We start from the raw sequence: 25,345 nt of genomic DNA on the forward strand, positions 1-25,345 counted from the left end.
GGTGCAAGCCCGCGCCCTGACCTACGGCTTCTTGCCCAACAATCCTTTCAGCAGGTCCTTGGCGCCCTCCTTCGACTTCAGCTTCTCGATCTGCTCCTGCGCCCTCTTCGGGTCCTTCAGGGCCGCCTTGGCGGCGGACGACAGGTCAGGCGTCCAGGACAGATTGTCGAAGGGGCCGCGCACGCGGACGGGCACGGTGATGCCGTCGGCGTCCATCCTGGCCGTCCCCTGCCCTTCCAGGCTGGCCACCAGTTTGGGTGCCAGGCGCATATCCACGCGCTTGGAGGGCAGGTTGACATTGCCCTTGCCGGTGACGCGCAGCAGCGGGGCCAGCAGGTGGAAATCCTCCGTCGCGGCGATACCGTCGGTCAGGGTGAAGCTGCCGCCCATTTCCGCGAAATCGGTCTGCGGCGGCTCGTTCCCGCCCTGGCCGATGGCGCTGCGCACGATCTGGGCCAGATTGACGCCCTTCACCGCGCCATCGCGGAACATGACATTGCCCGTGCCGTTCAGGCTGCCCACCAGTTCCTGCTGGTTGGTGCCGGTGGCGCGGATATCGATGGTCCCGTCGGTGGCGCCCGACAGCCGGTCGAACCCGGCAAAGCGGGTCAGAATCGGTTCGGCCTGCACGCCCCTGGCATTGGCCGTCACCGCCAGCGACAGGGTCTGGCGCCCACCGTCCAGGGTCAGCTTGCCGCCCATTGTGCCCCCGAACAGGGCTGTATCGGCCAGCCCGGCATTCAGCCGCCCGTCGGTCAGCTTCACGGTCAGGGTCGTGGCCCCGGCCTCAACCCCCTTGACCACCAGCCCGGCCATTTGCAGGGTCAGGTCCAGGTCGGCGGCCTTCAGGCCCGACAGGTCGATGCGCTCCTTGCTCCACCCGGCCGGCCCGGTCTCGGGCGCCGTCGCGGATGCCACTGGCGGCGGCGTGGCGGCCAGATAGCGGTCAAGTTCCAGCCGGGGCAGCGACAGGCTGCCGCCCAGCGCCGGCCGGGCACCATCCAGCCTGACCGACAGATTGCCATTGGCCGACAGGTCACCGGCCTTGGCCTGCAGCCCGCTCAGCGCCAGCCGGGCCGGCGTGCCCGACAGCGTGCCCGACAGGGTCAGGTCATCGACCGGCAGGTCGGCCGGTTCCGCCCCCGTCGCCGCCTTGATCAGATCGGAGAGCGAGGTGACATTCAGCGCCATGTCGCCAGCCAGGCCCAGCGGCGCCTCGCCCTGGCGTTCCACCTGCCCCTTCACGGTCAGTTTGGTGCCGGCCCCGTCCAGCGCCAGGGCCAGGGCGGCGGTGCCACCCGACAGCAGCGGGCGCACCGGGTCGATGCCCAGTTCCAGCGCCAGCGGTGTGCCGTTCAGCGTCAGCGCCGCCTCCAGCGCCAGCGGGCCATCCAGGTCGGGCAGCGACAGGGTGACGTTCACATCCGTCGCCTCGCGCACCATGCCGGTGCGGGCGTCGGTATAGCGCAGGCGACCATCCACCACCTCCACCTCGGCCAGCGACAGGTCGGCCATCATGTCGGGACCGACGGCGCCCTCCTGCCCCGCCGGGGTGGGGGCGACGGAAACGTCCCAATTGGGCTTGCCCTGCTTGTCCACCGTCAGGTCGATGAACGGCTCGGTCAGCACGAACTTCTCCACCTCCGCCCGGCCGCGCAGCAGCGGCATCAGGCGCAGGCGCACGGAAAGCCGCTTCACGGCCAGCAGGTCCTCCCCCTGGCGGATGCCGGCAAAATGCACCTGATCGGCCGTCACGGCGATGGTCGGGAAATAGGAAAGATCGACGCGGCCTTTGATGGTCAGGGCCCGGCCGGTGGCCTTCTCCACCTGCCCTTCCACCTCGGCCACGATGGCGCCCACCGGCACCAGGAAGGGCAAGGCCACAGCCGCCGCGATGGGGATCAGCAGCAGCAGACAGAGGGTGAAGGCAAATTTGCGCATGGCCTTGGTCCGTCTCGTCAGGAACGGGTTGATTTCATTGCCGGACAGTCTTTCAGCCGAACATGCCCAAAACAAGGCCGAAAGCAGCATCTTTCGTGCGGGTCGGGCTTGGAGCCCTGCACCCGACGCGCTATATCCTGCGGACGATGACCATTGCCCACTCCCCCTTGCCCGCACCGTTGATCGATCCGTTCGGCCGCGCCATCACCTATGTGCGCGTATCGGTCACTGATCGCTGCGATTTCCGCTGCGTCTATTGCATGTCGGAAGACATGACCTTCCTGCCCAAGGCCGACATCCTGTCGCTAGAGGAGCTGGACAGGCTGTGTTCCGCCTTCGTGGCGCTGGGCACCCGCAAGCTGCGCCTGACCGGGGGGGAGCCGCTGGTCAGGCGGAACATCATGGAACTGATCCGGAGCCTGGGTCGGCACCTGAAGACGGGGGCGCTGGAGGAACTGACGCTGACCACCAATGGCAGCCAGCTGGCCAAGTACGCCCACGATCTGCGCGCCGCCGGGGTGCGCCGCATCAATGTGTCGGTGGACACGCTGGATGCCGACCGTTTCGCCAGCATTACCCGATGGGGTCGCCTGGCCCAGGTGCTCGACGGGCTGGAGGCGGCGCGGGCGGCGGGGCTGGAGGTCAAGATCAATGCCGTGGCGTTGAAGGGCGTCAATGATCTGGAACTGGACCAGATGCTGGCCTGGTGTGGGGAAAAGGGGTTCGACCTGACCCTGATCGAGGTGATGCCGCTGGGCGACATGGACGGCAATGGCGGCGGTGCCGTGCGCGAGGAACAGTTCCTGTCGCTGCGCGATGTGCGCGCCGATCTGGAAAAGCGCTGGACCCTGATCGACAGCACCCACCGCACGGGCGGCCCCGCCCGCTATGTCACCGTGGCGCAGACCGGTCGTCGCCTGGGCTTCATCACGCCCCTGACCCATAATTTCTGCGAGGCGTGCAACCGGGTGCGCGTCACCTGCACCGGCACGATGTTTATGTGCCTGGGGCAGGAGGATGCGGCCGACCTGCGGGCCCCCTTGCGGGCCAGCCCCGATGACGGGCTGCTGCATGACGCCATCCGTTCGGCCATCACCCGCAAGCCCAAGGGCCATGATTTCATCATCGGCCGTGGCCTGGCGCCGGCCGTGGGCCGGCATATGAGTGTCACCGGCGGTTGAGAAGCCGGGTCCGTATCGGTTAAGCTGCGCCCCTGCCGTGATATCGGGAAACCCGCCTTGTCCCAGACACCCGTGCCGCTCGCCTTCGTCGCTTCCGATACGCCGGATGCGCGCGCCGCCAGGGACAGGCTTGCCGTGCGCTATGCCGGCGTCCCGCCGGAGGAAGCGGGGATCATCGTGGCCCTGGGCGGCGACGGCTTCCTGCTGGAAACGCTGCACCGCTATCTGCCCCGCGGCATTCCCGTCTATGGCATGAACCGCGGCTCCGTCGGGTTCCTGCTGAACGACTATAGCGAGGATGGGCTGACCCGCCGCCTGATGCGGGCCCAGCGTGTCGTGCTGCATCCGCTGCGCATGAAGGCCACGACGCGCGAAGGCGCGGCGTTCGAGGGTCTGGCCTTCAATGAGGTCTCGCTGCTGCGCGAGACGCGGCAGGCCGCCAAGCTGCGCGTCACGGTCGATGGCAAGGAGCGCATGCCGGAGCTGACCTGCGATGGCGCCCTGGTCTCCACCCCCGCCGGCAGCACGGCCTACAACCTGTCGGCCCATGGACCCATCCTGCCGCTGGGCGCCGACATCCTGGCCCTGACCCCGATCAGCGCCTTCCGCCCCCGCCGCTGGCGCGGTGCCCTGCTGCCGCATACGGCCCGCATCCAGTTCGACGTGCTGGAACCCGCCAAGCGCCCGGTCAGCGCCGTGGCCGACTTCACCGAAGTGCGCGACGTGGCCAGCGTGGAAATCAGCGAGGACCGCAAGGTGACCTGCACCCTGCTGTTCGACCCGGAAATGGCGCTGGAGGAACGGATATTGAAGGAACAGTTCGCGCCGTAGGCGGCGACTACGCCGCCTCCACCTGCAGCACCGTCCCGTCCACGCCGGTGACCCGCACGCGCGCACCCTCCGGCAGGTCGGCCGGGCCGGCCACGCGCCAGATCGTGTCATCCACCCGAGCCCGGCCGAATCCGTTCAGGATGGGTGCCTCCAGGGTCAGGACCTGCCCCAGATACTGTTCCCCGCGCCGGTTCAGCGTGCTGGCATGGCCGTCGGCGGGATCGGCGCGCACCAGCAGCCGCGACAGGAACCAGGCCAGCACCGACAGCACCCCGAACAGCACCAGCTGCGCCGGGAAACCGATATCCACGGCCAGAACCACCAGCCCGACGACAGCCGCGGCGCCGCCGATCCACAGGAAGGCAGCACCGGGAAGGAACATCTCCAGGCCCGCCAGGACCAGCGCCAGGCACCACCAGTACCAGTAGAGAACGCGGAATCCCTCCATGGCCTTCTCCCTTCCTCAGGTGTCGCTGGAATTGCCCCAGGGTGACGGCGGTGCGCCGGCCGCCTTGATGGCAGCCGCCTGTTCCGCATTGGTGGCGCCGGCGGCCGGCACGGTGCTGGCCACAGCCCGGCGGGGGCTGGGCTTGGGCGCCGCCGGCGGCGGGGTGGGCGGCCCCCCGCCGCCGCCATTGAACGCGTCCTTGGCCAGTTCCGCCAGACCGCCCAGCGAGCTGATGATGCCCGTGGCCTCCATCGGCATGAAGAACACCTTCTGGTTCGGGCTGTGGGCGAATTCCTTGAAGGTGGTCAGATATTGCTGGGCCACGAAATAATTGATGGCCTGCACATTGCCGGCGGAGATGGCGTCCGACACCATGCGGGTGGCTTCGGCCTCGGCCTCCGCCTCGCGCTCACGCGCCTCGGCATCGCGGAAGGCGGCCTCGCGACGGCCTTCGGCTTCCAGGATGGCGGCCTGCTTCTGGCCCTCTGCCTTCAGGATAGCGGCCTGCCGCGCGCCTTCGGCTTCCAGGATCAGGGCCCGGCGCTCACGCTCCGCCTTCATCTGGCGGGCCATGCTGTCCACCAGATCGCGCGGCGGCTGGATGTCGCGGATCTCGATGCGGGTGACCTTGATGCCCCAGGGCTGCGTCGCCACGTCCACCACATGCAGCAGCTGGGCGTTGATGCGGTCGCGCTGGGACAGCAGCTCGTCCAGGTCCATGGAGCCCATGACGGTGCGGATATTGGTCATGGTCAGGTTCAGGATGGCCACCTGCAACTGGCTCACCTCATAGGCGGCCTTGGCGGCGTCCAGCACCTGATAGAAGACGACGCCATCGACCTTCACCATGGCGTTGTCCTTGGTGATGACCTCCTGGCTGGGCACGTCCAGCACGATCTCCATCATGTTCATCTTGGAGCCGACGCTGTCCACGAAGGGGATGATGAAATGCAGTCCGGGCCGCAGCGTGTGCGTATAGCGGCCGAACCGCTCCACCGTGAATTCCATGCCCTGCGGCACGGTCTTGATACCGGCAAAGGCCAGCAGGATGCCGAAACCCGCCACGACGATGGCGAAAATACCCAATTCCATCTTTTGGCTCCCCCCTTGAACCTTTGTTCCCATCATCGCATGTGGGAAGGGGGAAGGGCGAGCACAAGTAAGCCGGCACAACCATTGAAGGGCGATCGGCCGGTGCCATTCGCCGGCCCCGCTTGCCCCCGCCGCCCGCCCGGCATAGCCTGCGCCCCCATCGCCCCTAGACTGGAGTTTCCGCCATGCGCCACCCCATCGCCGCCCTGCTTGTGTCCCTGGCGCTAGCCCTGCCCGCCGCTGCGCAGGACATCGTGGGGGAGTTCAGCAATGACTGGACCGGCAATGAGCTGGACATCACCGCCTTCGCCGATCCGGACGTGAAGGGGGTGACCTGCCATATCGTGGATTTCGACCGGTCGGTCTGGGACCGGCTGTCCAAGGGCAACTGGTTCGAGGACCCGTCCAACGCGTCGATCGCCTGCCGGCAGACCGGCGCCATTGCCATCGGCGATATCGACCTGTCCAAGCGCGGGGAGCAGGTGTTCTCCGAACGCAAGAGCCTGATCTTCAAGTCCATCGCCGTGCGCCGCATCTATGACAAGGCCAACGATACCCTGATCTATGTCGTCTATAGTCGTCAGGTAAAGGACGCGTCGGCCAAGATGTCCATCACCACCGTGCCGCTTTTCGCGGCAAACGCCGTCTGGGAAAAGGGTAAGCCAAAATGAATACCCTGAAGGGTCAGGCTGGCGTTTGGCTGGACCTGCCGGCTTTCCTTTGGTAAAAACAGACAAATGGGTTAATACAAGGTTTATCTTCTATGCCGTTCGGTGGTATGTATCGGGGGCCCCAAAGGGGCGATACATACTCCAAAATGGGGACCGTAGGTCATGTGGATGACGAGCCTTGTCGGGGGCGGCAAGGGTTCCGCCATTGGGCGCCGCCTGAATTTTGAGGTCCACACGTTCAAGGTGGATCACTGGGTCATTGAAGACACCCTGGCCAGCGAGGACGAGGCGCGGGCGCTGGCCAACAAGCTGTTGCCCAACCGCGATGGCGTGCGCATCATCCGCGACTTCGCGGGTGTTCCGGGGAAACCCGCGACGGAAACCATCATTTTCTCCGAGATGCGGGAACAGAAGGGTAAGACCATCGCGGTCCAGCCCATTGATGACAGTCCCGTATGCGCGGCCCCAACCGATTATCTCCAGGCCGAAAGCCGGCAGACCATCTCCAAGCTGCTGCGGCAATATCTGGAGGACAAGGCGCTGACCGCATCGGAGCTGCTGTACAACGCAGCGGAGATGAAGCGTGCCGTCAATTTCGAGAATCTGGTGCCCACGGCCGTGGGCCGGGTGGCCAGCATCCAGGGCAAGGCCACGGGCCAGGACGTGCGCGAACGCCGCGACCTGATCTATTCCAGCCTGACCGACCTGCGCGTCAAGGCGGAGGACGCGCAGAAGCGTGCCGGTTTCAGCGTCAAGCAGGATGGTTTCCGCGGGGCGCTGGACAAGGTGGAGGCCCTGTGCCAGGGGAATGAGGCTGAGGCCGACTACCTGTCCAAGGTCATCCTTTGCCGCGATCTGGTGCAGATCCGCAACCTGCTGGGCAAGGTCGAATGGCTGCTGGAGAGCGCCGGCGACGCCGCCCAGAACAAGACCGCCCATATCAACATCATCGATACGCTGGTAGCCGATGCCAGCAGCTTCCCCTCGGTGATCCAGGATCTGCTGGGCCGTCAGCCCGATCTGGCCACGGCGATGCAGCGCATGCTGGACATGCTGGAAGGCAAGTTCGAGCCGACGGACCGGGAGATGGCACCGCCCATCGCGAAGGTGTTGAGCCAGTGGCTGGGCATGGGGCATGCGCCGCAGACCTGGCAGGTGGTGCTGGAGAGCTTCCAGCGGTCCTTGCGCGGCAATGTCCCGCTGGCACGCGATCCGGAGCGCAACCGCGCCAGCTTCGTGGCCCTGGCCACCCGCCTGATCACCCCGTCGGGCCTGTTCGGCGGGTCCCGCATGGCCGACGCCCTGACGCTGGGCCATCTGCGCTTCATCGAACAGGGCGGTGGCGAGGGGCGGCGGCTGTCGATCGAGGGCGTGATGGGCATGCTGCCCAACCTGCGCGACCGTGCCCTCTACCTCTCCGAACTGTCGGGTGCCGATACGGGGCAGCGGGAGGCGGACACCGTGGTGGCACGCCTGCGCCCGCTCTTGTCCACCGACCGTGACGTGAACCAGCTGGTTGGGCTGCAGGTGCCGTTGAAGCCCAAGATGCAGGCCATGGCGTCGCTGTACGTTTCCCTGGTGCATTCCGGCCTGGAGGATGATGTGCGCACCGCCTTCGCCGACCGGGTGGACGAGATGGTGGCCAGCTATATCTCCAGTGCCAAGGTGATCGAACGCCTGGACGATCCGTCGGCCGGCCTGCGCATCCGCGCCACCCGCCTGATGCAGTTTGCCGCCAACGACGTGCTGTCCAGCCCGAAGGCCCGCAAGATGGTCCGCGATCAGATCGTCGGCCATCTGCGCCAGCCCAATTTCGACGGCAAGTTCGTGGAGGGCCTGAACACCCCGCAGGAACAGGCCAACGCCCTGCGGCAGTTCTATGGACTGCTGCGCCAGGCGCAGTTCATGTAACAGCTCCCCCAAGCGTCGGGCGCGGCCATCCGGCCGCTTGGGCTTGCGCGGCACGTCCCGGGCGGCGGCGGTCGCCGCCGATCAAGGGGGCATCGGTCAATGCCCGTTGGTTGTTTCACGTCGCTTCACCCAGCGCCGCCACAGGTGATAGGCGGCGGGGGCAAACAGGATGATCAGGACGATGCGCACGATATGGTGCGTGGCCACGAAGGCCGCGTCCACATGCAGCGACAGGGCCACCAGGCTCATTTCCGCCAGCCCGCCCGGCGCATAAGCCAGGATCAGGCCCGCCAGGCTGAGCCCCGTCATCAGGTGCACGACCAGCGACAGGGCAAGCGTCACCAGCAGCAGCAGGATCGTCAGCCCCGCCGCCACCCCGGCCGTGCGGGCGATGCGCATCAGCGGCACCCGCTGGAACCGCCCACCGACCGAGGCCCCGATCACTACCTGGGCGGCGGCCACCAGCAGGCCCGGCGGCTTCACCGCCGTGACCCCCGTCAGGTGCAGGACGGCCGACAGCAGCATGGGCCCGACCAGGATGCCGGCCGGAATGCGCAGCCATTGCGCCACCGGCGCGCCTGCGAAGCAGGCGACGATCATGGCATAATCCATCACGCCCAGTTCCCAGGGATAGGGGCCCAGCCCATGCAGGCTCCAGTCCCGCCCTGCGGGGTCATAGCCGGGCAGCGCCTGGAAGGCGAAGGGCACCGTCATCACCACCAGCATGATGCGCAAGCTATGGCCCAGCGCGATGGACCGGTCATCCCCGCCCAAGGCACCCCCCATCAGCACCATTTCCGTGAACCCGCCCGGCATGGCGGTGAAATAGGCCGTGGCCGGATCATAGCGGGCGAAACGGCGCAGGTAGAAGGTGCCGATGGCGGCACCCAGCGCGATATAGACGGCCATGAAGCCCAGGCTGATCGACCATTCGCCCAGATGGCCCAGCAGCGTGGGGTTGAAGGCGCTGCCCAGCATGATGCCCAGCACGATCACCAGCCCGTCGCGCAGACCCTTGGGCACCATGGTGCGCACCCCGGCCAGGGCCGCCACCGTGGTGGCCAGCATGGCCCCGATCATGAAGGCCAGCGGCACATGCAGCTTGAAGCAGATGATGCCGCCCGCCGTGCCCAGCGCCATGGCGGTGGCGAAGGCGGGCCAGTCGAACCGGCGACGACGACCAGGGGGGGCGGAAGCGGGGCCCTGGGCCGGATCGGGCGGGGTGCTCATGCCAGGAACCGGCCCAGGCGCACCGCCGTCTGCCCCCGTTCCGTGTGCCGCGACGGCATGATCAGCACGCAATCATCATAGGGCGTGCGCAACGCCACTTCGCCATCCAGGGCGAAGACGGTGCCGGCGGTTTGGATGATATCCATACCCTGGTATTCCTTCAGGAACCGGAATCGGTCGTTTCTTACCGTAACGGTTTCCGTCACCTCGACAAGCCGGGCGGGGGGTGGTTGCGCGGATGGCAGCCATGGGCTGAGCGCACCTGCATCCACCACACCGGCCGTCAGCAGGAACCGCGCCGCCACCGCCAGCGCCACATCCGCGCTGGTCCGGTCCCAATGCTGGCCGCACTCAACCAGCAGCGCCACGGGCCCGTCCGCGCCGCCTTGCGTGAAGCGTGGATGGTCGATCAGGCGGCTGCCGCCCTCATGGCCCCGGTCGGCCACGATGATGGCAGGCAGGCCCACGCGCCGGGCGAATTCCCGCCCACGCGCCGATGCCCCGCACAGCATCAGGGGGATGCGGTCATGCTGCATGGAATGCAGATCCAGCAACAGGTCGGCGGTGGCGAACAGCGGCCACAGCTCCCGCGCCCGCCGCCGTTCCAGGCTAGGCACCCCGTCGGCCAGTGACAGGGGCGACCAGACCCGGTTCATGTCCTCTTCCACATAGCGGGACATGATGGGGAAGTCGGGATCGAACTGGGCGAAGGCCTCGATATTGGCAAAGGCGAAGGACAGGCTGCCGCATATGGGCCTGATGCCCGCCTGCAACAGCGTGGCGGCCGCAATGGTGCCGGCATATTCATTGCCATGCATCAACGCATTGACCACGACATGCGGGCCGGGCCGTCCCGCCTCGAACCGCCAGACATAGGGGGTACCGGCATTGCCCGGCGCCCACTGCCGCAGGTTCGGCGGCCAGAGATCGTCAGGCGTCAAGGGATCGATACGCGCCATGCCCCTCCCCCATCGGTCGTCCGAACATACAAAGGCAGGCATGTCTTCTGCACTATCGACGCCGGCCCTGTTGAAAGGTATAGGTTCCAAGTCATTTCGATGAAAGCGCGGTTTCAATCCTGCGGCAGCTTCATCGGGACTTCCTGCAACCGGGGACGGGTTGAATGAGCTTGGTGATCGATGATGTGGCTGTCCGGCATGATCCGGTCGGGCCCGCGGTCCCGTTATTGTTCGACAGCCCGCACAGTGGCACCCGGTATCCGGTGGATTTCAACTTCACCTGCCCCTTCCCCCTGCTGCGCCAGGCGGAGGACACGCATGTCGACGAGTTGTTTGCCATGGTGCCCGATATGGGGGCGACATATCTGTGCGCCCTGTTCCCGCGATCCTATATCGATGTGAACCGGGCGCCCGACGATATCGATCCCGCCATGCTGGAGGGCATCTGGCCCACGCCGGTCAATCCATCACCCAAGAGCCTGGCGGGCATGGGATTGGTCCGCCATCTCTGCCGGCCCGGGGTGCCCATGTATGATGGCCGGCTGCCGGTATCGGTGGTCCTGGACCGGTTGGACAATTACTGGCGCCCGTATCACGACCTGCTGGCGGAATCGATTGAGGTGCTGCATGCACGGTTCGGCGCCGTCTATCACGTCAATTGCCATTCCATGCCGTCCTTCGTGATCGGCCCGGAACGGCAGTCGCCGGACTTCGTCATCGGCGACCGCGACGGGTCCACAGCGGAACGCGGCTTCACGCGGCTGGTGGTCGATACGCTGCGGGCCATGGGCTATACCGTCCGCCTGAACGACCCTTACAAGGGCGTGGAGCTGGTCCGCCGCTATTCCTGTCCGCCGCGGGGCCGGCATTCGCTGCAACTGGAAATCGACCGCCGTCTTTATATGGACGAGGTGACGCTGGAACCCCATGCCGGGTTCCAGGAACTGCGCACCAATCTGGCGACCTTGGTTGGCGCCATCCGCGACTATGCGCTCGACCGCACGGCACGACTGGCGGCGGAATAACGGTTTCTCGGTGGCGGCGGCCAGAATTTGCGGTGGCGCGGCAGCGTGCACGCCACAGCCCATTCGCTTGGCGAATCAAGCAGAAAATTCGATTTCCACGTCTCTTATTTGGAACTACACACGGAAACAGTCATCAAGTATTCAGACAATATTGATTAATAAAGCGTTTACTACGTGATCTGAAATATATCCGTCTGAACATCTGACAAAGCCCAGCATAGGTGCCTAAGATGGCCCTCAGGTTCATAGGTGTCGGATGCAGGCGATCATTCATCATATCGGCAGGGGTAGAATGCCGCCGTCAACCATGCCAGAGGATGCCGTATCGACGCTTCGAGACCCCTTGACGGGGCTTCTCAACAAGCATGGCTTCATCCAGGAAGGCAACCGGCTGCTACCCTTGATGGTAGCGGCGGGCGAGCATCCCCAGGTCATCTTCATCGAGATCAACAATTACGAAGGCATCATCTCCCGCATGGATTACGATGGGGCGTTGGAATTCCTACATGCCATGCGGCGACGTCTGGAGCTGGCCTTCGGTCCGGACGTCCTTGTGGCCCGCTTCGACAGTGAACGCTTTGCCGTCCTGCTGCCCGATACCGTGACGGGACTTGCCGCCCTGCAACGCTCGCTGGACGCGCCGGTTGTCATTGCCGGCACCAGCTATCACCTGTCCATCACCTGCGGCATGGCCACATATCCGGAAGCGGCCGACAACATGGATATGCTGGTCATCGCCGCCCGCATCGCCCGCTGTGACGCGATTGAGAAGGGGCGGCCCACCGGCACCTTCACCAGCGATCTGCGCGTCCGCCTGGCCCGCAGCCGCGCCATCGAGGATGGCCTGTGGGAAAGCCGGGGCGGAACCGGCTTTTCCCTGGTTTACCAACCCAAGGTGGAGATCAGATCGGGCCGCATGACGGGGGTGGAGGCGCTGATGCGCTGGCACCACCCGACCTTGGGCAACATCTCCCCGACCGAGTTCATGCCCCTGGCGGAACGCGCGCGCGCCATCATCCCGCTGGGCGAGTGGCTGATCCGGGAATCCCTGCAACAGCAGGCCGAATGGCGCCGGCAAGGGCTGGATCTGGCCATGTCGGTGAACATCTCCCCCGTGCAGCTGTGTCCACAGGTCAACGGCATGCCCCTGCTGGACATTCTGACCGATGAATGCGACCGGCTGGGGCTGGACCGCGACCATGTGGAACTGGAGATCACCGAAGGCATGCTGACCGATGCAGATGCCATGGCCGAGGTGCGTCGGCTGGCCGACAGGGGATTCCAGATCGCCATCGACGATTTCGGCCGCGATCATTCCGCCCTGTCGCTGCTGGTCGACAGTCCGGCCAGCACCTTGAAGATCGACAAGAGCTTCGTCGATAACATCCTGCGCAACGGGCGGCAGGCCGCCATCATCCGTTTCATCGCGGAACTGGCGCGTGAGCTGGGCATGCGGACCGTGGTGGAAGGGATCGAACATATCCACCAGTTGATCGCCGTTGCCGATGCCGGCTGCGACTATGGCCAGGGCTATTTCTACTACCGCCCCATGGTCGCCGCCCAGATCCAGGCCCTGCGCCACAAGCATTGAGGCATCCCCATCCGGCAGCTCTTGCCTCTCCATAAAGGCTGGGTGGAGACAGCGCTTTCGGCCGGGTCCTTCGGCCGGCATTGTGCAATCGCACATGGTTTGCGATGATCGCGCGCGGAAACCTTATTCCCCGCCATCCCGCCCCGCCAGAGCGAGCCTGTCACCCGATCATGGCCAACAGCGCCGCCCCCGACGAGAAGCCAGCCCCGGTACCGCCGCCGCACCGCCGGGGAACGGAATCACTGGTCCCTGCCATGCCCGTCGATCTGGGCGGGCGGTGCGAGATCATGCCCGGCACCCCCATGCCGGCGCTGGATTCGGCCGGCGGCCCCGCCTTCGCGGCACGACTGAGCCGGGATCGCAAGACCGAAGCCTTCGCCATCGTCACCGACCGGCCCGTACCGGCCCGGGTGGACATGATGGCCAACTACCGCTCCATTGAGAATCCGGCCGTGCTGCGCCTGCTGGACTGGGGCACGGTGGACTGGTCGCCCGATGGCAAAAAGCGTTTCGTCCTGATCTATGAACGGCCCGGCGGACGGCGGGTCATGCAGGATATGGCGGAGACGCGCGAGCCCCTGCCCGACGACCAGATCACCCGCAACGTCATCCCCACCCTGCTGTTCGCACTGCGCGAGATGAATGCGCGCGGCATGACCTGCGGGGCGGTGCGCCCGACCAACCTGTTCCACAAGGACCCGGCCTCCCCGGTGGTCTGTATCGGCGACTGCCTGTCCGTGCCCGTCGGCTATGGCCAGCCCGTGCTGGTGGAGACGATCGAGCGCGGCATGGCCCAACCGGCGGGGCGCGGGCCGGGCACCATCGGCGACGACCTCTACGCCCTGGGCGTGACGCTGCTGATGATGCATCTGGGCCGCAGCCCGCTGGCCGACCTGGATGACGAAAGCATCCTGAAGCTGAAGATGGACAAGGGCACCTACCCGGCGCTGACCAGCCAGATCCGGCTGCCACAGAGCCTGGTGGAGCCGCTGCGCGGCCTGATGATCGATGATCCCAAGCAGCGCTGGTCCGTCTCCGACCTGGATCTGTGGCTGCAGGGCCGGCGCATGTCGCCCAAGCAGCCGCAGATCCCCCGGCGCGGCGCCCGCCCGTTCGAATTCCAGGGCGAGGAGCTGATGCATTGCCGGGCGCTGTCCCGGTCCCTGACCCGGCACAGCGCCGCCGCTGCTGCCCTGATCGAACGCGGCGATGTGGAGAAATGGGTCCGCCGTTCCGTGGGGGATGAGGGGCGGGCAGAGGCGATGCAGACCGCCATCGCATCGGCCGGTGCCGGCGGTCGCGGCGCCAGCCAGGAGGACAAGCTGGTTACCCGCGTTTCCATCGCCCTGGACCCGCCGGCCCCCATCCGCTATCGCGGCCTGTCGCTGCTGCCAGACGGGCTGGGTCCGGCCCTGGCGGAGGCGATGTGGCAGAATACCGGCATCCAGCCCTTCGCGGAATTCGTGCTGGCCCAGTTCCCGCATTTCTGGGTGAATTGCCAGACCGATTTCCGGCCCGAATATGTGCCCATGGTCCAAGCCTATGACGGCTACCGGGCGCTGCTGGAACATGTCGGCATGGGCTTTGGGATCGAACGCATCGTGTATGAGCTGTGCCCCCCCTGCCCCTGCCTGTCACCACAGCTGCGCGACCATTACGTGCTGTCGCCGTCGGAACTGCTGGCCGCATTGGACCAGATCGCCACAAGGCCAAACCGGGGTCGCGACCCGATCGACCGGCATGTGATGGGCTACATCACCACCCATCACAAAAAGCTGAACGACCGGCTGCTGGTGCCCTTGTCCAATCCGCACGACCCGGCGCGGCGGATGATCGCCATGATCACGGTGCTGGCCGACGTGCAGAACCGGTTCGGCCCGGCGCGGCTGCCCAACCTGTGCAACTGGCTGGTGGCCCTGATGGACCCGGTCTTCAAGCGTTTCAAGAACCGGGAGACGCGCGACCGCATGAAGGCGGAGGTATCGCAGGTGGCCCGCGACGGCGTGCTGGACGCCATCGTGCGCGTCGTCGACAATGTCGATGCCATCCGGGCCGACGACAAGGGCTTCCTGACCGCCATGCGCCAGTATGAGAGCCTGAATCGCCAGATCGAGAAGCTGCGATCCTCGGCGGCCGACAAGAACGGCATGGCGGAGGGTGCGGGCCGGCAGGTGGCCGCCGTCGTGACCTCCATCGTCGCCGGGCTGACCATGATCGGCACCGTCATCTATATGCTGAGGCTGGGATGAGCCGGTCGCTGGGAAGAAGGCCGCCCCGGCGCAGCGGCGGCGGCGGGGCGTTGCTGCTGCTGTTGCTGCTGGCCCCAGCGGGGCTGATGATGATGCCGACCAGCGTGCTGGTCCTGGCGGGTCTGGCCCCGACCTTCGTGGCCTATCTGATCGACCGCGATCCGGAGAAGTCGGCGGCCCTGACCGTGGGTGCCATGAACCTGTGCGGCGTGGCCCCCTTCGTGGTCCGCCTGTGGCAGCGCGGGCACGAAATGTCGATGACGCTGCGCATGCTGGCCGATCCTGGCACTTGGCTGGTGATGTTCGGCGCGGCGGCCATCGGCTGGCTGATGTATTTCTTCATTCCCCAGATCGTGGCCGCGGTGATGAGCCTGCGCAATCAGTCCAAGATCAAGGAGCTGGAGGAACGGCGCAGCATGCTGGTCGCCGATTGGGGGGCCGACGTCATGGGCCGCCCGGATACCGACAAGGCGGAGCCGGTCGGGTTGCTGGAGGAAGAGCCGGAATAACCTTCTGCGCCAATATTGGACACGGGCGCTTGCCGCTGCTTGCTGTAAGCTGGCGCGCTTCATCTTCCTGATGGTCGGCAATGCTCTTCCGCCCGCTTCGCTTGATCCTGCTGTTCAGCGCCCTGATTGCCTGGAACGTGCCCGCCCTGTCCCAGGCAGCGGGTGACGGGATGCTGACGCCGGTCCGCCTGCAGCTGAAATGGACCCACCAGTTTCAGGGGGCCGGCTTCTATGTGGCGCTGCACCGGGGCTATTACCGCGAGGCCGGGCTGGATGTGCGGATCATCGAGGGGGGGCCGACCATGGATGCCGCCGCGCAGGTCGCCACTGGCGAGGCGGAATTCGGCGTGGGCAGCGCCGGTCTGCTGGTGGAACGGGTGAGGGGGCGGCCGGTGGTGGCCGTGGCCGTGCTGATGCAGCATTCACCCTTCGTCCTGCTGACCCGCATCGATAGCGGCCCGCCCCATGTCCACGCCCTGCCCGGTCATCGGCTGATGCTGGAAACCCATGCGGAGGAGCTGCTGGCCTATCTGGCGGTGGAACGGGTGCCGGTGGATATGCTGACATTGCTGCCGCACAGCGGTTCGGTGGAAACGCTGATCAAGGGGGAGGTGGATGCCATCACCGCCTACACGACCAGCGAGCCCTATGACCTGCGCGCCGCTGGCATCCCCTATCAGGTGTTTTCGCCCCGAGCCGCCGGCATCGATTTCTACGGCGACACCATCTTCACCTCCGAGCGCATGGTGCGCGAGGCGCCGGCGGTGGTGGAAGCGTTTCGCAAGGCCAGCCTGCGGGGCTGGCGCGACGCGCTGACCGACCCTGCCGCTGCCATCGACCTGATCCGCAGCACCTATGCCCCGCATCTGGAACGCGCACGCCTGGCGTTCGAGGCGGAGGAGATGGCGCGGCTGATGATGGCCGACATGGTGGAGGTGGGCTACATGCATGCGGGCCGCTGGCGCCATATCGCCGAGGGGTTCGCCGCCGCCGGCCTGATGCCGCGCGACACCGACCTGGATGGCTTTCTCTATGCCCCCGATCAGCGGCCGGACCTGACCTGGTTCTATGTGGCGCTGATGGTGCTGACCGGATTGACCCTCGCCATCGGGCTGGTCACGGCCCGCTTCCGGGCGCTGAACCGCCGTCTGCGGGTGGAGGTGGCGGAGCGGTCGCGACTGGAGACGCATTTCCGCACGCTGGCCAGCCAGGACGGCCTGACGGGCCTGCCCAACCGCCGCGCCTTCCTGGACCGGGCCCAGGCGGAACTGGGGCGTGCCCGGATGACCAGGACGCCCTTGTCGCTGTTGATGCTGGATATCGACCATTTCAAATCGATCAACGATCAGTTCGGCCATGCCGCCGGCGATGCCAGCCTGATCGCCTTCTGCAACGCCTGTGGCACGACCTTGCGCGACCAGGACATCATGGGAAGGCTGGGGGGCGAGGAGTTCGCCGTGCTGCTGGGCGACACGGCAATCGAGGGGGCGCTGGCCGCCGCCGAACGGCTGCGCGCCGCTGTGGAGGAACGGGGCAACGACAATGTGGAACCCCGCTTCCTGACCGTCAGCGTCGGCGTGGCCACCCTGGCAGCGGACGAGACGCTGGACCAGCTTCTGGTCCGTGCCGACCGGGCGCTCTATACGGCCAAGATGGAAGGGCGCAACCGGGTGGTGATGGCGTAGGGCCATCAACCGTCTCAAGGCCGGACACCACCAAATTTCGCCTTCCCGGCGAAGGCCGGGACCCAGGGGCCCCAGGATCGACCTCTACACAGCCTTGATAAAGCTGCCGAAAGGTCGGGCTTGTGATCCTGGGTCCCGGCCTTCGCCGGGAAGGCGGGAACAGGGATGCGTCGATGCCTCAGAACCCCTGCCGCACCATGGCCGGCATCACGGCCACCATGTCCTGATCGGCCCTGAGATAGGGCGCCAGGGTGCCGATCACCGGGCGGAAGGGGGCCAGGGTGCGGTCGGCCACGCGGCCGGCGACCGCATCGCCGACCTTGGCGCTGGTGTCGCCCGACAGCAGGTCCATCAGATAGTCGAGCTGCGAGCGGCGGTGCGGCAGGGTGATGGCGCGCAGCGGCGCATCCTCAGCCAGCTTGAGGGCCCTGCGCACCTCGCCCAAGGCGGTGGTATAGCCGCCCAGTGCGTCCACCAGCCCCAGCTCCTTGGCCTGGCGTCCGGTATAGACGCGGCCCTTGGCGATCTGCTTCACCGTATCCAGCGGCAGATTGCGCCCCTGGGCCACGCCCTGGGTGAAGGCGGCATATGTGCTGTCCAGGAAGGCGTTCAGCCGTTCCTCCTGGCCTGGCGTGAAGGGGGTGTTGGCGGACCACATGCCGGCATTGGCGCCGCGGCCGATGGGCTCGACATTCACGCCGGCCCAGTCGGTCAGGCCCTTCACCACCATCTTGCCGGCGATGACGCCGATGGAACCGGTGATGGTGCCCGGCTCCGCCACGATGCGGTCCGCACCCATCGACACCCAATAGCCGCCGGACGCGGCCACGGACCCCATGGACACGATGACCGGCTTGCCCGATGCCTTGGCCTTCAGCACCTTGCGGCGCACCACTTCCGATGCCACGGCGCTGCCGCCGGGGCTATTGACGCGGAACAGGATGGCTTTGACCTGATCATTCTCGATAGCTTCGTCAAAGGCGGCGGCGATGGTGGCGGCACCAAAGCTTTCCTCGCCCGACAGCGGGTCGCCCTTGCTGTCGCCGCGCATGATGGCGCCGTCGCCGACGATCATCGCCACCAGCGGCGCCTCATTGATCGACAGGTCAAGGCCTTCCGGCGGGGCGCGGTTATAGTCGTGCAGGTCGACCAGTTCCGGCTTGACGCCGCTGCCAGCGGCCGCCTTCTCCAGCGCCCAATCCACCGCCTCGTCCCAATAGGCCAGCTTGTCCACCAGCTTCAGGTCCACCGCATCCTTGTCCAGCAGCGGGGCCTTGTCCACGGCGGCGCGGACGGCGGCATCGTTCAGGCCTCTGGCCTGGGCCACGTCGGCCACCCACTGGTTGAACAGGTCGCCCACCAAGCTGTCGATGGCCTCCCGGTTGGCCGGGGTGGGGCCGGTCTCCGTATATTGCTCGGCGAAGGACTTGTATTCCTCGCGCTTGCGGAACTGCGGCTCCACCTTCAGCTTGTCCAGGGTGCCGCGCATGAACATCATCTCGGCCTGCATGCCGGTGATGGCCAGGTCGCCCATCGGCTGCATCCACACCTGCTCGAACGAGGTCGCCAGGTAATAGGGCTGCATGCCGTTGCCCATCTCGCCAAAGCTTTCGGCATGGATGATGGCGAAGCGGCCTTCCCTGCGCAGCTTGGCAATGCTGTCGCGCAGTTCCTGGGTCACGGCGAAGCTGTGCACGCCGTTACCGGTGCGGGCGATGATGCCCTTGACGCGGGGATCCTTGGACGCGCGGTTCAAGGTGCGCACCACCTGTTCCACTGTCGTCCGCCGCTCACCCAGCAGGCCGGCCACCGGATCGGTGGCCGATGCTTCGGCCAGCGGTTCCTCCAGGTCCAGTTCCAGCACGATAGTGTCGGGCAACGTGGGCTGCCGGTTGGCGAGATGGATGCCGAGCCCGATGGCCCCGGCGACGAGGAGGACCGATAGAAAGCCGATGATGGCGAAGACGCGCAGGATGATCCGCATGACCCGTTCCGATTGATGTCGAACCCGTCCAGACTAACCGCGAAGGCGCCTGTCGGGCCAGGATTGAAACAACCCCGTTACGATGAGGTTCCCCGTCTCGCATCCAGGACGCGAGCCTGAGCCCCCCGGGCCGCGGATGCGGCGCCGGTGGATGAGGGACGCGTGACCCTATATTGGGATCAGACCACGCCATGCCAGGGGGGGGATCTGCACAGCCGCCGATTCGACATACCCGGCGCCATGCCCATCCCTTCCGCGCCGCACCAAAATACGCCCGCGTCGGCGCTGAAAATGATCCGATGGCCCCTTTGATAGGGCCGCAGCATCCGCCATATCATTATTAAAAGTGTCAAAAAACAGCGACTTATTAATCAGACAGCAATTTTCTCGCCCGTATGCTTTGACCATGAGCCTGCTTTCGGGTCATGCTGTGGAGACGGAACCCGCTGCTGGATGGGCGGGTTGTTACGGGGTAGGGACCCCAATCGGGCAGGCGTCGATCGCCGCCCGGTCGCCCGAAAGGGCAGGTGCTTCGGCATACATACCTATGCCTTCGGCCTGCCTCAATCGGGAAGGATGATGCTTAGCGTCGGTTCGGTTTCGTTTAGAGATTTGCGCAGCTTTGGTACCAGCAGCTTGATTGCCGAGTGACCTCCAGACCGGGAGACACGGGGTGATGGGTGACGGTGAAGCCAGCACGGACGGGAGAGGCCGGTCGCCACGACCGGAAGGATCCGTGCGGCCGGCGACCGGCGCCCGGGCAACCGACATGCCGGTAACGAGAAGAGCGGCCCGACGGCACGCCAGAACGCGGCCGGCACGGGCATCGGGCCGAAAGGCCCGCAGAGGGACAGCAAGGATCGACCGCCACCATAGTCCACCGCCCCCCGCCACCGCCGGCATGGCGGCGCGATGCATGGTTCCCCCATGCCCGCCCCTTCGCCCGTCGACCGGCCGTCAGGAAGGAGAGTGCCGATGAGCAAACTGGTCACAGACCTTTTCGCCAACTACGCCACGTCGTATGAAAGCCGTCGCGACGTCGAAATGTCGCTGATGGACTATCTGGAAGGTTGCCGCGACGATCCGCTGATGTATGCCAGTGCCGCCGAACGGCTGCTGGCCGCCATTGGTGAGCCGGAGATTGTCGACACGGCCAAGGATGCGCGCCTGGCCCGCATCTTCATGAACCGCACCATCAAGCTCTATCCCGCCTTCGCCGAATTCTACGGGATGGAGGAGACAATCGAGAGGATCGTCGGTTTCTTCCGCCATGCCGCGCAGGGGTTGGAGGAACGCAAGCAGGTGCTGTACCTGCTGGGCCCCGTGGGCGGCGGCAAGTCGTCGCTGGCCGAACGGTTGAAGGCGCTGATGGAGGACAAGCCCATCTATGCCCTGAAGGCCGGCGACCAGATCAGCCCGGTGTTCGAAAGCCCGCTGGGCCTGTTCGACCCCGTCACCATGGCGGAAGGGATAGAGGAGAAGTTCGGCATTCCCCGTCGCCGCCTGACCGGGCTGATGAGCCCCTGGGCGCTGAAGCGGCTGGACGAGTTCGACGGCGATATCCGTCGGTTCAAGGTGGTGAAGCTGCGCCCGTCGCGTCTGCGCCAGATCGGCATCTCCAAGACGGAGCCCGGCGACGAGAACAACCAGGACATCTCGTCCCTCGTCGGCAAGGTCGATATCCGCAAGCTGGAGCTGTACAGCCAGAACGACCCCGACGCCTATTCCTACTCCGGCGGCCTGAACCGGGCCAACCAGGGCATGCTGGAATTCGTGGAGATGTTCAAGGCGCCGATCAAGATGCTGCACCCCCTGCTGACCGCCACGCAGGAGGGCAATTATATCGGGACGGAGAATATCGGCGCCCTGCCCTTCCAGGGCATCATCATGGCCCATTCCAACGAGGCGGAGTGGCAGAGCTTCAAGAACAACAAGAATAACGAGGCCTTCATCGACCGCATCTGCGTGGTCAAGGTTCCGTACTGCCTGCGCGTGCAGGAGGAACAGCGCATCTATGAGAAGTTGATCAAGACGTCGGAACTGGGCGGCACGCCGTGCGCACCGGCGACCTTGGAGATGCTGGCCCGCTTCACGGTGCTGTCCCGCCTGCGCGACCATGGCAATTCCAACCTGTTCAGCAAGATGCGGGTCTATGACGGGGAAAGCCTGAAGGAGACGGACCCCAAGGCCAAGACCATGCAGGAATACAAGGACGCGGCCGGCGTGGACGAGGGGATGAACGGCATCTCCACCCGCTTCGCCTTCAAGGTCCTGGCCAGCACCTTCAATTATGACAATACCGAGGTCGGGGCCGATCCCATCCACCTGATGTACATCCTGGAACAGGCCATCAAACGGGAGCAGTTCCCCGACGATACCGAGAAGAAGTACCTGGAATTCATCAAGGGCGAGCTGGCGCCGCGCTATGCGGAATTCATCGGCAACGAGATCCAGAAGGCCTATCTGGAGAGCTATCATGATTACGGTCAGAACCTGTTCGACCGGTACGTGGATTATGCCGACGCCTGGATCGAGGACCAGGACTTCAAGGACCCCGATACCGGCCAGTTGCTGAACCGCGACCTGCTGAACCAGGAACTGACCAAGATCGAAAAGCCGGCGGGCATCGCCAATCCCAAGGATTTCCGCAACGAGGTGGTGAAGTTCGCGCTGCGCATGCGGGCCAACAACAAGGGCCGCAATCCGGAATGGACCAGCTACGAAAAGCTGCGCGAGGTCATCGAGAAGCGGATGTTCAGCCAGGTGGAGGAACTGCTGCCCGTCATCAGCTTCGGATCCAAGAAGGACAGCGACACGGAGAAGAAACATTCCGAGTTCGTCAATCGCATGACGGCGCGGGGATATACGGAGCGTCAAGTCCGTCGGCTGGTGGAATGGTACATGCGGGTGAAGCAGGCGGGGTGAGGTTCCGTATGCTTCACTTGGCAATGTGAGTTGCGATTGCCCCTTTCCCGCCTTCCCGGCGAAAGCCGGGACCCAGGGGCCACGCGCCCGACCTCTCGGCAGGTTGCGACACTGACACTGCCATAGTGCCTGTGACCCTGGGTCCCGGCTTTCGCCGGGAAGGCGGTCAGAGAAGCGTAAGGGGCCCCATCGAAAGGACGGTGCAACCTTGTTCACCATTGTCGACCGACGTCTCAATCCTTCCGGCAAGAGCCTGGCCAACCGCCAGCGGTTCCTGCGCCGCGCCAAGGAACAGGTGATGCGGGCCGTGCGCGACGCCTCGGCCCAGCGCGGCATCCGCGACATCGACATGGGCGGCGATATCGCCATTTCCCGCGACGGCATCCGCGAGCCAACCCTGCGCCGGGCCGCCACGGGCGGGCAGCGCGACTATGTCGTCCCCGGCAACAAGGAGTTCCTGTCGGGCGACAAGATCAAGCGCCCGCCGCAGAGCGGTGGCGGGGGTGGCGGCAATCAGGGGGCGGACGATGGCGACGGGCAGGACGAATTCCGCTTTGTTCTGAGCCGTGAGGAATTCATCGACCTGTTCCTGGAGGATCTGGAGCTGCCGGACCTGGCCAAGCGCAAGCTGGCCGTGACCGACAGCCTGGACTGGCACCGCGCCGGCTATTCCATTTCCGGCTCGCCCACCAACCTCAATCTCGTGCGCACCATGCGCAACAGCTTGGCGCGGCGCATGGCGCTCAACCGCCCGACGGGAGAGGAGATCAAGGCCCTGCGCCAGGAGATCGACGATCTGGAACGCACCGGCCGCGACCGCGACCGGCTGGACCAGGCGCGCGAAGAGCTGGAGATCGCCCTGCGTCGCACCCAGCGCATCCCCTATATCGACCCGGTCGATGTCCGCTACAGCCGCTTTGCCGCCACACCGCGCCCGGCGGCACAGGCGGTGATGTTTTGCCTGATGGATGTGTCGGGCAGCATGACGGAGCACATGAAGGATTTGGCCAAGCGCTTCTACATGCTGCTCTACCTGTTCCTGTCGCGCCGGTACAAGCATGTGGACGTGGTCTTCATCCGCCATACCCACAAGGCGGCGGAAGTGGATGAGGAGACCTTCTTCTACAGCCCGGAAACCGGGGGCACCGTGGTGTCGACAGCCCTGGAGGAAATGGCGCGGGTGATCAAGGAGCGTTATCCGCCGGCCGAATGGAATATCTATGCCGCGCAAGCCAGCGACGGCGACAATGCGCTGTCGGACAATACCAGGACGGCGCAGCTGATGAACGAGGTCATCCTTCCCGACTGCCAATATTATGCCTATCTGGAGGTGGGGCAGGAAGGGATGACACCCGGCCTGCCCTATGGCGGCGGTCCGCGCGAAACCGATCTGTGGCGCACCTACAAGCAAATCCAGGCCGGTGGCGCGCTGGCCATGCGGCGGGTCACGGAACGACGGGAGATCTACCCCGTCTTCCGTGAACTGTTCGCCAAGGACAAGGCCGGGCAACCGGCGGAGGTGAGTGCATGACCCTGACAGCCTTTGACGGCACGCCCCTCTATACCGGGGCCGACTGGGACTATGACAAGGTCCGCCGCGTCTATGACGCCATCGAGAAGGTGGCGCTGGAAATGGGCCTGGACACCTATACCAACCAGATCGAGGTGATCACGTCCGAACAGATGCTGGACGCCTATTCCAGCATCGGCATGCCGCTCTTCTACAAGCACTGGTCCTTCGGCAAGCATTTCGCCCGCGACGAGGCCATGTACCGCAAGGGCCAGCGCGGCTTGGCCTATGAGATCGTGATCAATTCCAACCCCTGCATCAGCTACATCATGGAAGAGAACACCATGACGATGCAGACGCTGGTGATCGCGCATGCCGCCTTCGGCCACAACCATTTCTTCAAGAACAATTATCTGTTCCAGCAATGGACCGATGCCGACGGCATCCTGGACTATCTGTCCTTCGCCAAGTCCTACATCACCCATTGCGAGGAACGGTATGGCCACGCCATGGTCGAACGCGTCCTGGATGCCGCCCATGCCCTGATGAACCATGGCGTCCACCGTTATCCCCGCCGCCGCGGCCCCGACCTGCGCAACGAGGAGAAGCGGGCGCGGGAGCGGCTGGAGCATGCCGAGGCGACCTTCAACGACCTGTGGCGCACGGTGCCCACCAAGGCCGGCGGCGCCAGCCCGCTGTCGGACCGCGATCGCCGCCGCACGCTCTTGGAACTGCCGGAGGAGAACATCCTCTATTTCCTGGAAAAGAAGGCGCCGCGCCTGCAGGGATGGCAGCGGGAGATCCTGCGCATCGTCCGCCATGTGGCGCAGTATTTCTATCCCCAGCGCCAGACCAAGGTGATGAACGAGGGCTGCGCCACCTATAGCCATTACCGCATCCTGTCCACCCTGCATGAGCGGGGGGCGCTGACCGACGGCGCCTGGATGGAGGCGATGCACAGCCACACCAACGTGGTGTTCCAGCCGGAATTCGATGACCGGCGCTATGGTGGCATCAACCCCTATGCCCTGGGTTTCGCCATGATGCAGGATATCGAGCGCATCGTGACCGAACCGACGCAGGAGGACCGCTACTGGTTCCCCAATCTGGCCGGCAAGGGCGATCCGATGGGGGCGCTGCGCGACGCCTGGGCCAATTACCGGGATGAAAGCTTCATCCTGCAATACCTGTCACCCGCCCTGATCCGCAAGTTCCGCCTGTTCCATGTCGCCGACGACGCCCGCGACCCGGAAATGAAGGTGGCGGCCATCCATGATGAACGCGGCTACCGTGCCGTCCGTCAGGCTTTGGCCCGCCAGTACGACATCGCCTGGGCCGAGGCCGACATCCAGATCGTCGATGTCGATCTGGTCGGTGACCGCAAGCTGATCCTGGAGCATCACGTGATGAACCAGATCCTGCTGGAGGAGGAGGAAGCCAAATCGGTGATGCAGCATCTGGCCGACCTCTGGGGCTATGAGGTGGTGCTGGCCGAGGTGGAGACCCCGGGCGGCACGGCGCTGCGCCGGATCAATGTCAGCCCGCGGGTGGTGCTGGGGGGCGGGTGAGGATCACATCTGCGTCGTAGGTCCGGTTGAGGGAG

At 65.5% G+C, this 25,345-nt stretch carries 18 protein-coding genes; 12 read left to right on the top strand and 6 right to left on the bottom strand.

Annotated features, from left to right (window positions below; genetic code table 11):
• Positions 1 to 21: 21 nt before the first annotated feature.
• The gene (locus tag AC1Q7F_RS16930) at positions 22 to 2,031 is read right to left on the bottom strand and encodes an AsmA family protein (protein ID WP_492508922.1); all 2,010 of its coding nucleotides are present in this window, start codon (positions 2,029 to 2,031) and stop codon (positions 22 to 24) included.
• Positions 2,032 to 2,087: 56 nt separating this feature from the next.
• Here AC1Q7F_RS16930 and moaA point away from each other — a divergent pair, with 56 nt between their 5' ends.
• Together moaA and AC1Q7F_RS16940 are read left to right on the top strand one after the other, a co-directional pair.
• Positions 2,088 to 3,122 (top strand): GTP 3',8-cyclase MoaA, encoded by a 1,035-nt coding sequence (gene moaA, locus AC1Q7F_RS16935; RefSeq protein ID WP_492508961.1) that lies wholly within the window; start codon positions 2,088 to 2,090, stop codon positions 3,120 to 3,122.
• Positions 3,123 to 3,179: 57 nt separating this feature from the next.
• Positions 3,180 to 3,953: an NAD kinase gene (locus tag AC1Q7F_RS16940; RefSeq protein WP_492508924.1), complete on the top strand. Its 774-nt coding sequence runs from the start codon at positions 3,180 to 3,182 to the stop codon at positions 3,951 to 3,953.
• A 7-nt stretch (positions 3,954 to 3,960) separates the two neighbouring features.
• Here the strand turns inward: AC1Q7F_RS16940 and AC1Q7F_RS16945 are convergent, their stop codons facing one another.
• Together AC1Q7F_RS16945 and AC1Q7F_RS16950 are read right to left on the bottom strand one after the other, a co-directional pair.
• Positions 3,961 to 4,401: an NfeD family protein gene (locus AC1Q7F_RS16945; protein WP_492508926.1), complete on the bottom strand. Its 441-nt coding sequence runs from the start codon at positions 4,399 to 4,401 to the stop codon at positions 3,961 to 3,963.
• Between the two features lie 15 nt (positions 4,402 to 4,416).
• Positions 4,417 to 5,493, bottom strand: a complete 1,077-nt coding sequence (locus AC1Q7F_RS16950) for an SPFH domain-containing protein (RefSeq protein WP_492508928.1) — start codon at positions 5,491 to 5,493, stop codon at positions 4,417 to 4,419.
• 185 nt (positions 5,494 to 5,678) lie between these two features.
• Here AC1Q7F_RS16950 and AC1Q7F_RS16955 point away from each other — a divergent pair, with 185 nt between their 5' ends.
• Both AC1Q7F_RS16955 and AC1Q7F_RS16960 read left to right on the top strand, forming a co-directional pair.
• On the top strand, positions 5,679 to 6,164 hold the full coding sequence (locus AC1Q7F_RS16955) for a CreA family protein (RefSeq protein WP_492508930.1): 486 nt from the start codon (positions 5,679 to 5,681) through the stop codon (positions 6,162 to 6,164).
• 168 nt (positions 6,165 to 6,332) lie between these two features.
• Positions 6,333 to 8,075, top strand: coding sequence for a hypothetical protein (locus AC1Q7F_RS16960; protein WP_492508932.1), 1,743 nt, complete (start codon positions 6,333 to 6,335; stop codon positions 8,073 to 8,075).
• A 96-nt stretch (positions 8,076 to 8,171) separates the two neighbouring features.
• Here the strand turns inward: AC1Q7F_RS16960 and AC1Q7F_RS16965 are convergent, their stop codons facing one another.
• On the bottom strand, positions 8,172 to 9,305 hold the full coding sequence (locus tag AC1Q7F_RS16965) for an AbrB family transcriptional regulator (RefSeq protein WP_492508934.1): 1,134 nt from the start codon (positions 9,303 to 9,305) through the stop codon (positions 8,172 to 8,174).
• The gene (locus AC1Q7F_RS16970) at positions 9,302 to 10,264 is read right to left on the bottom strand and encodes a M14 family metallopeptidase (RefSeq protein ID WP_492508936.1); all 963 of its coding nucleotides are present in this window, start codon (positions 10,262 to 10,264) and stop codon (positions 9,302 to 9,304) included. The genes AC1Q7F_RS16965 and AC1Q7F_RS16970 overlap by 4 nt, the downstream gene beginning before the upstream one ends.
• Positions 10,265 to 10,428: 164 nt before the next feature.
• On the opposite strand from AC1Q7F_RS16970, the gene AC1Q7F_RS16975 reads away from it, so the two are divergent.
• The 5 genes from AC1Q7F_RS16975 (at position 10,429) to AC1Q7F_RS16995 (ending at position 17,323) form a co-directional block, all read left to right on the top strand.
• Complete coding sequence (locus AC1Q7F_RS16975; protein ID WP_492508938.1) at positions 10,429 to 11,289, top strand: N-formylglutamate amidohydrolase; 861 nt, start codon at positions 10,429 to 10,431, stop codon at positions 11,287 to 11,289.
• A gap of 292 nt (positions 11,290 to 11,581) precedes the next feature.
• A complete protein-coding gene (locus AC1Q7F_RS16980) occupies positions 11,582 to 12,880 on the top strand; it encodes a putative bifunctional diguanylate cyclase/phosphodiesterase (RefSeq protein ID WP_492508940.1) in 1,299 nt (432 codons plus the stop codon).
• Positions 12,881 to 13,050: 170 nt separating this feature from the next.
• Entirely contained in the window at positions 13,051 to 15,129 is a 2,079-nt protein-coding gene (locus AC1Q7F_RS16985; RefSeq protein WP_492508942.1) for a serine/threonine-protein kinase, read from the top strand.
• On the top strand, positions 15,126 to 15,638 hold the full coding sequence (locus AC1Q7F_RS16990; RefSeq protein ID WP_492508944.1) for a hypothetical protein: 513 nt from the start codon (positions 15,126 to 15,128) through the stop codon (positions 15,636 to 15,638). Before AC1Q7F_RS16985 ends, AC1Q7F_RS16990 begins: the two co-directional genes overlap by 4 nt.
• Positions 15,639 to 15,718: 80 nt before the next feature.
• A complete protein-coding gene (locus AC1Q7F_RS16995; RefSeq protein WP_492508946.1) occupies positions 15,719 to 17,323 on the top strand; it encodes a diguanylate cyclase in 1,605 nt (534 codons plus the stop codon).
• A 178-nt stretch (positions 17,324 to 17,501) separates the two neighbouring features.
• Here the strand turns inward: AC1Q7F_RS16995 and sppA are convergent, their stop codons facing one another.
• Entirely contained in the window at positions 17,502 to 19,307 is a 1,806-nt protein-coding gene (gene sppA / locus AC1Q7F_RS17000) for a signal peptide peptidase SppA (RefSeq protein ID WP_492508949.1), read from the bottom strand.
• Between the two features lie 975 nt (positions 19,308 to 20,282).
• Here sppA and AC1Q7F_RS17005 point away from each other — a divergent pair.
• The 3 genes from AC1Q7F_RS17005 to AC1Q7F_RS17015 all read left to right on the top strand — a co-directional run bounded on the left by AC1Q7F_RS17005 (position 20,283) and on the right by AC1Q7F_RS17015 (position 25,310).
• A complete protein-coding gene (locus AC1Q7F_RS17005) occupies positions 20,283 to 22,232 on the top strand; it encodes a PrkA family serine protein kinase (RefSeq protein WP_492508951.1) in 1,950 nt (649 codons plus the stop codon).
• Positions 22,233 to 22,440: 208 nt separating this feature from the next.
• Positions 22,441 to 23,763, top strand: coding sequence for a YeaH/YhbH family protein (locus AC1Q7F_RS17010; RefSeq protein ID WP_492508953.1), 1,323 nt, complete (start codon positions 22,441 to 22,443; stop codon positions 23,761 to 23,763).
• Entirely contained in the window at positions 23,760 to 25,310 is a 1,551-nt protein-coding gene (locus tag AC1Q7F_RS17015; RefSeq protein WP_492508955.1) for a SpoVR family protein, read from the top strand. The genes AC1Q7F_RS17010 and AC1Q7F_RS17015 overlap by 4 nt, the downstream gene beginning before the upstream one ends.
• The last annotated feature ends 35 nt before the right edge of the window (positions 25,311 to 25,345 follow it).

Source organism: Niveispirillum sp. GW835-FHT14G11, from assembly GCF_058793615.1.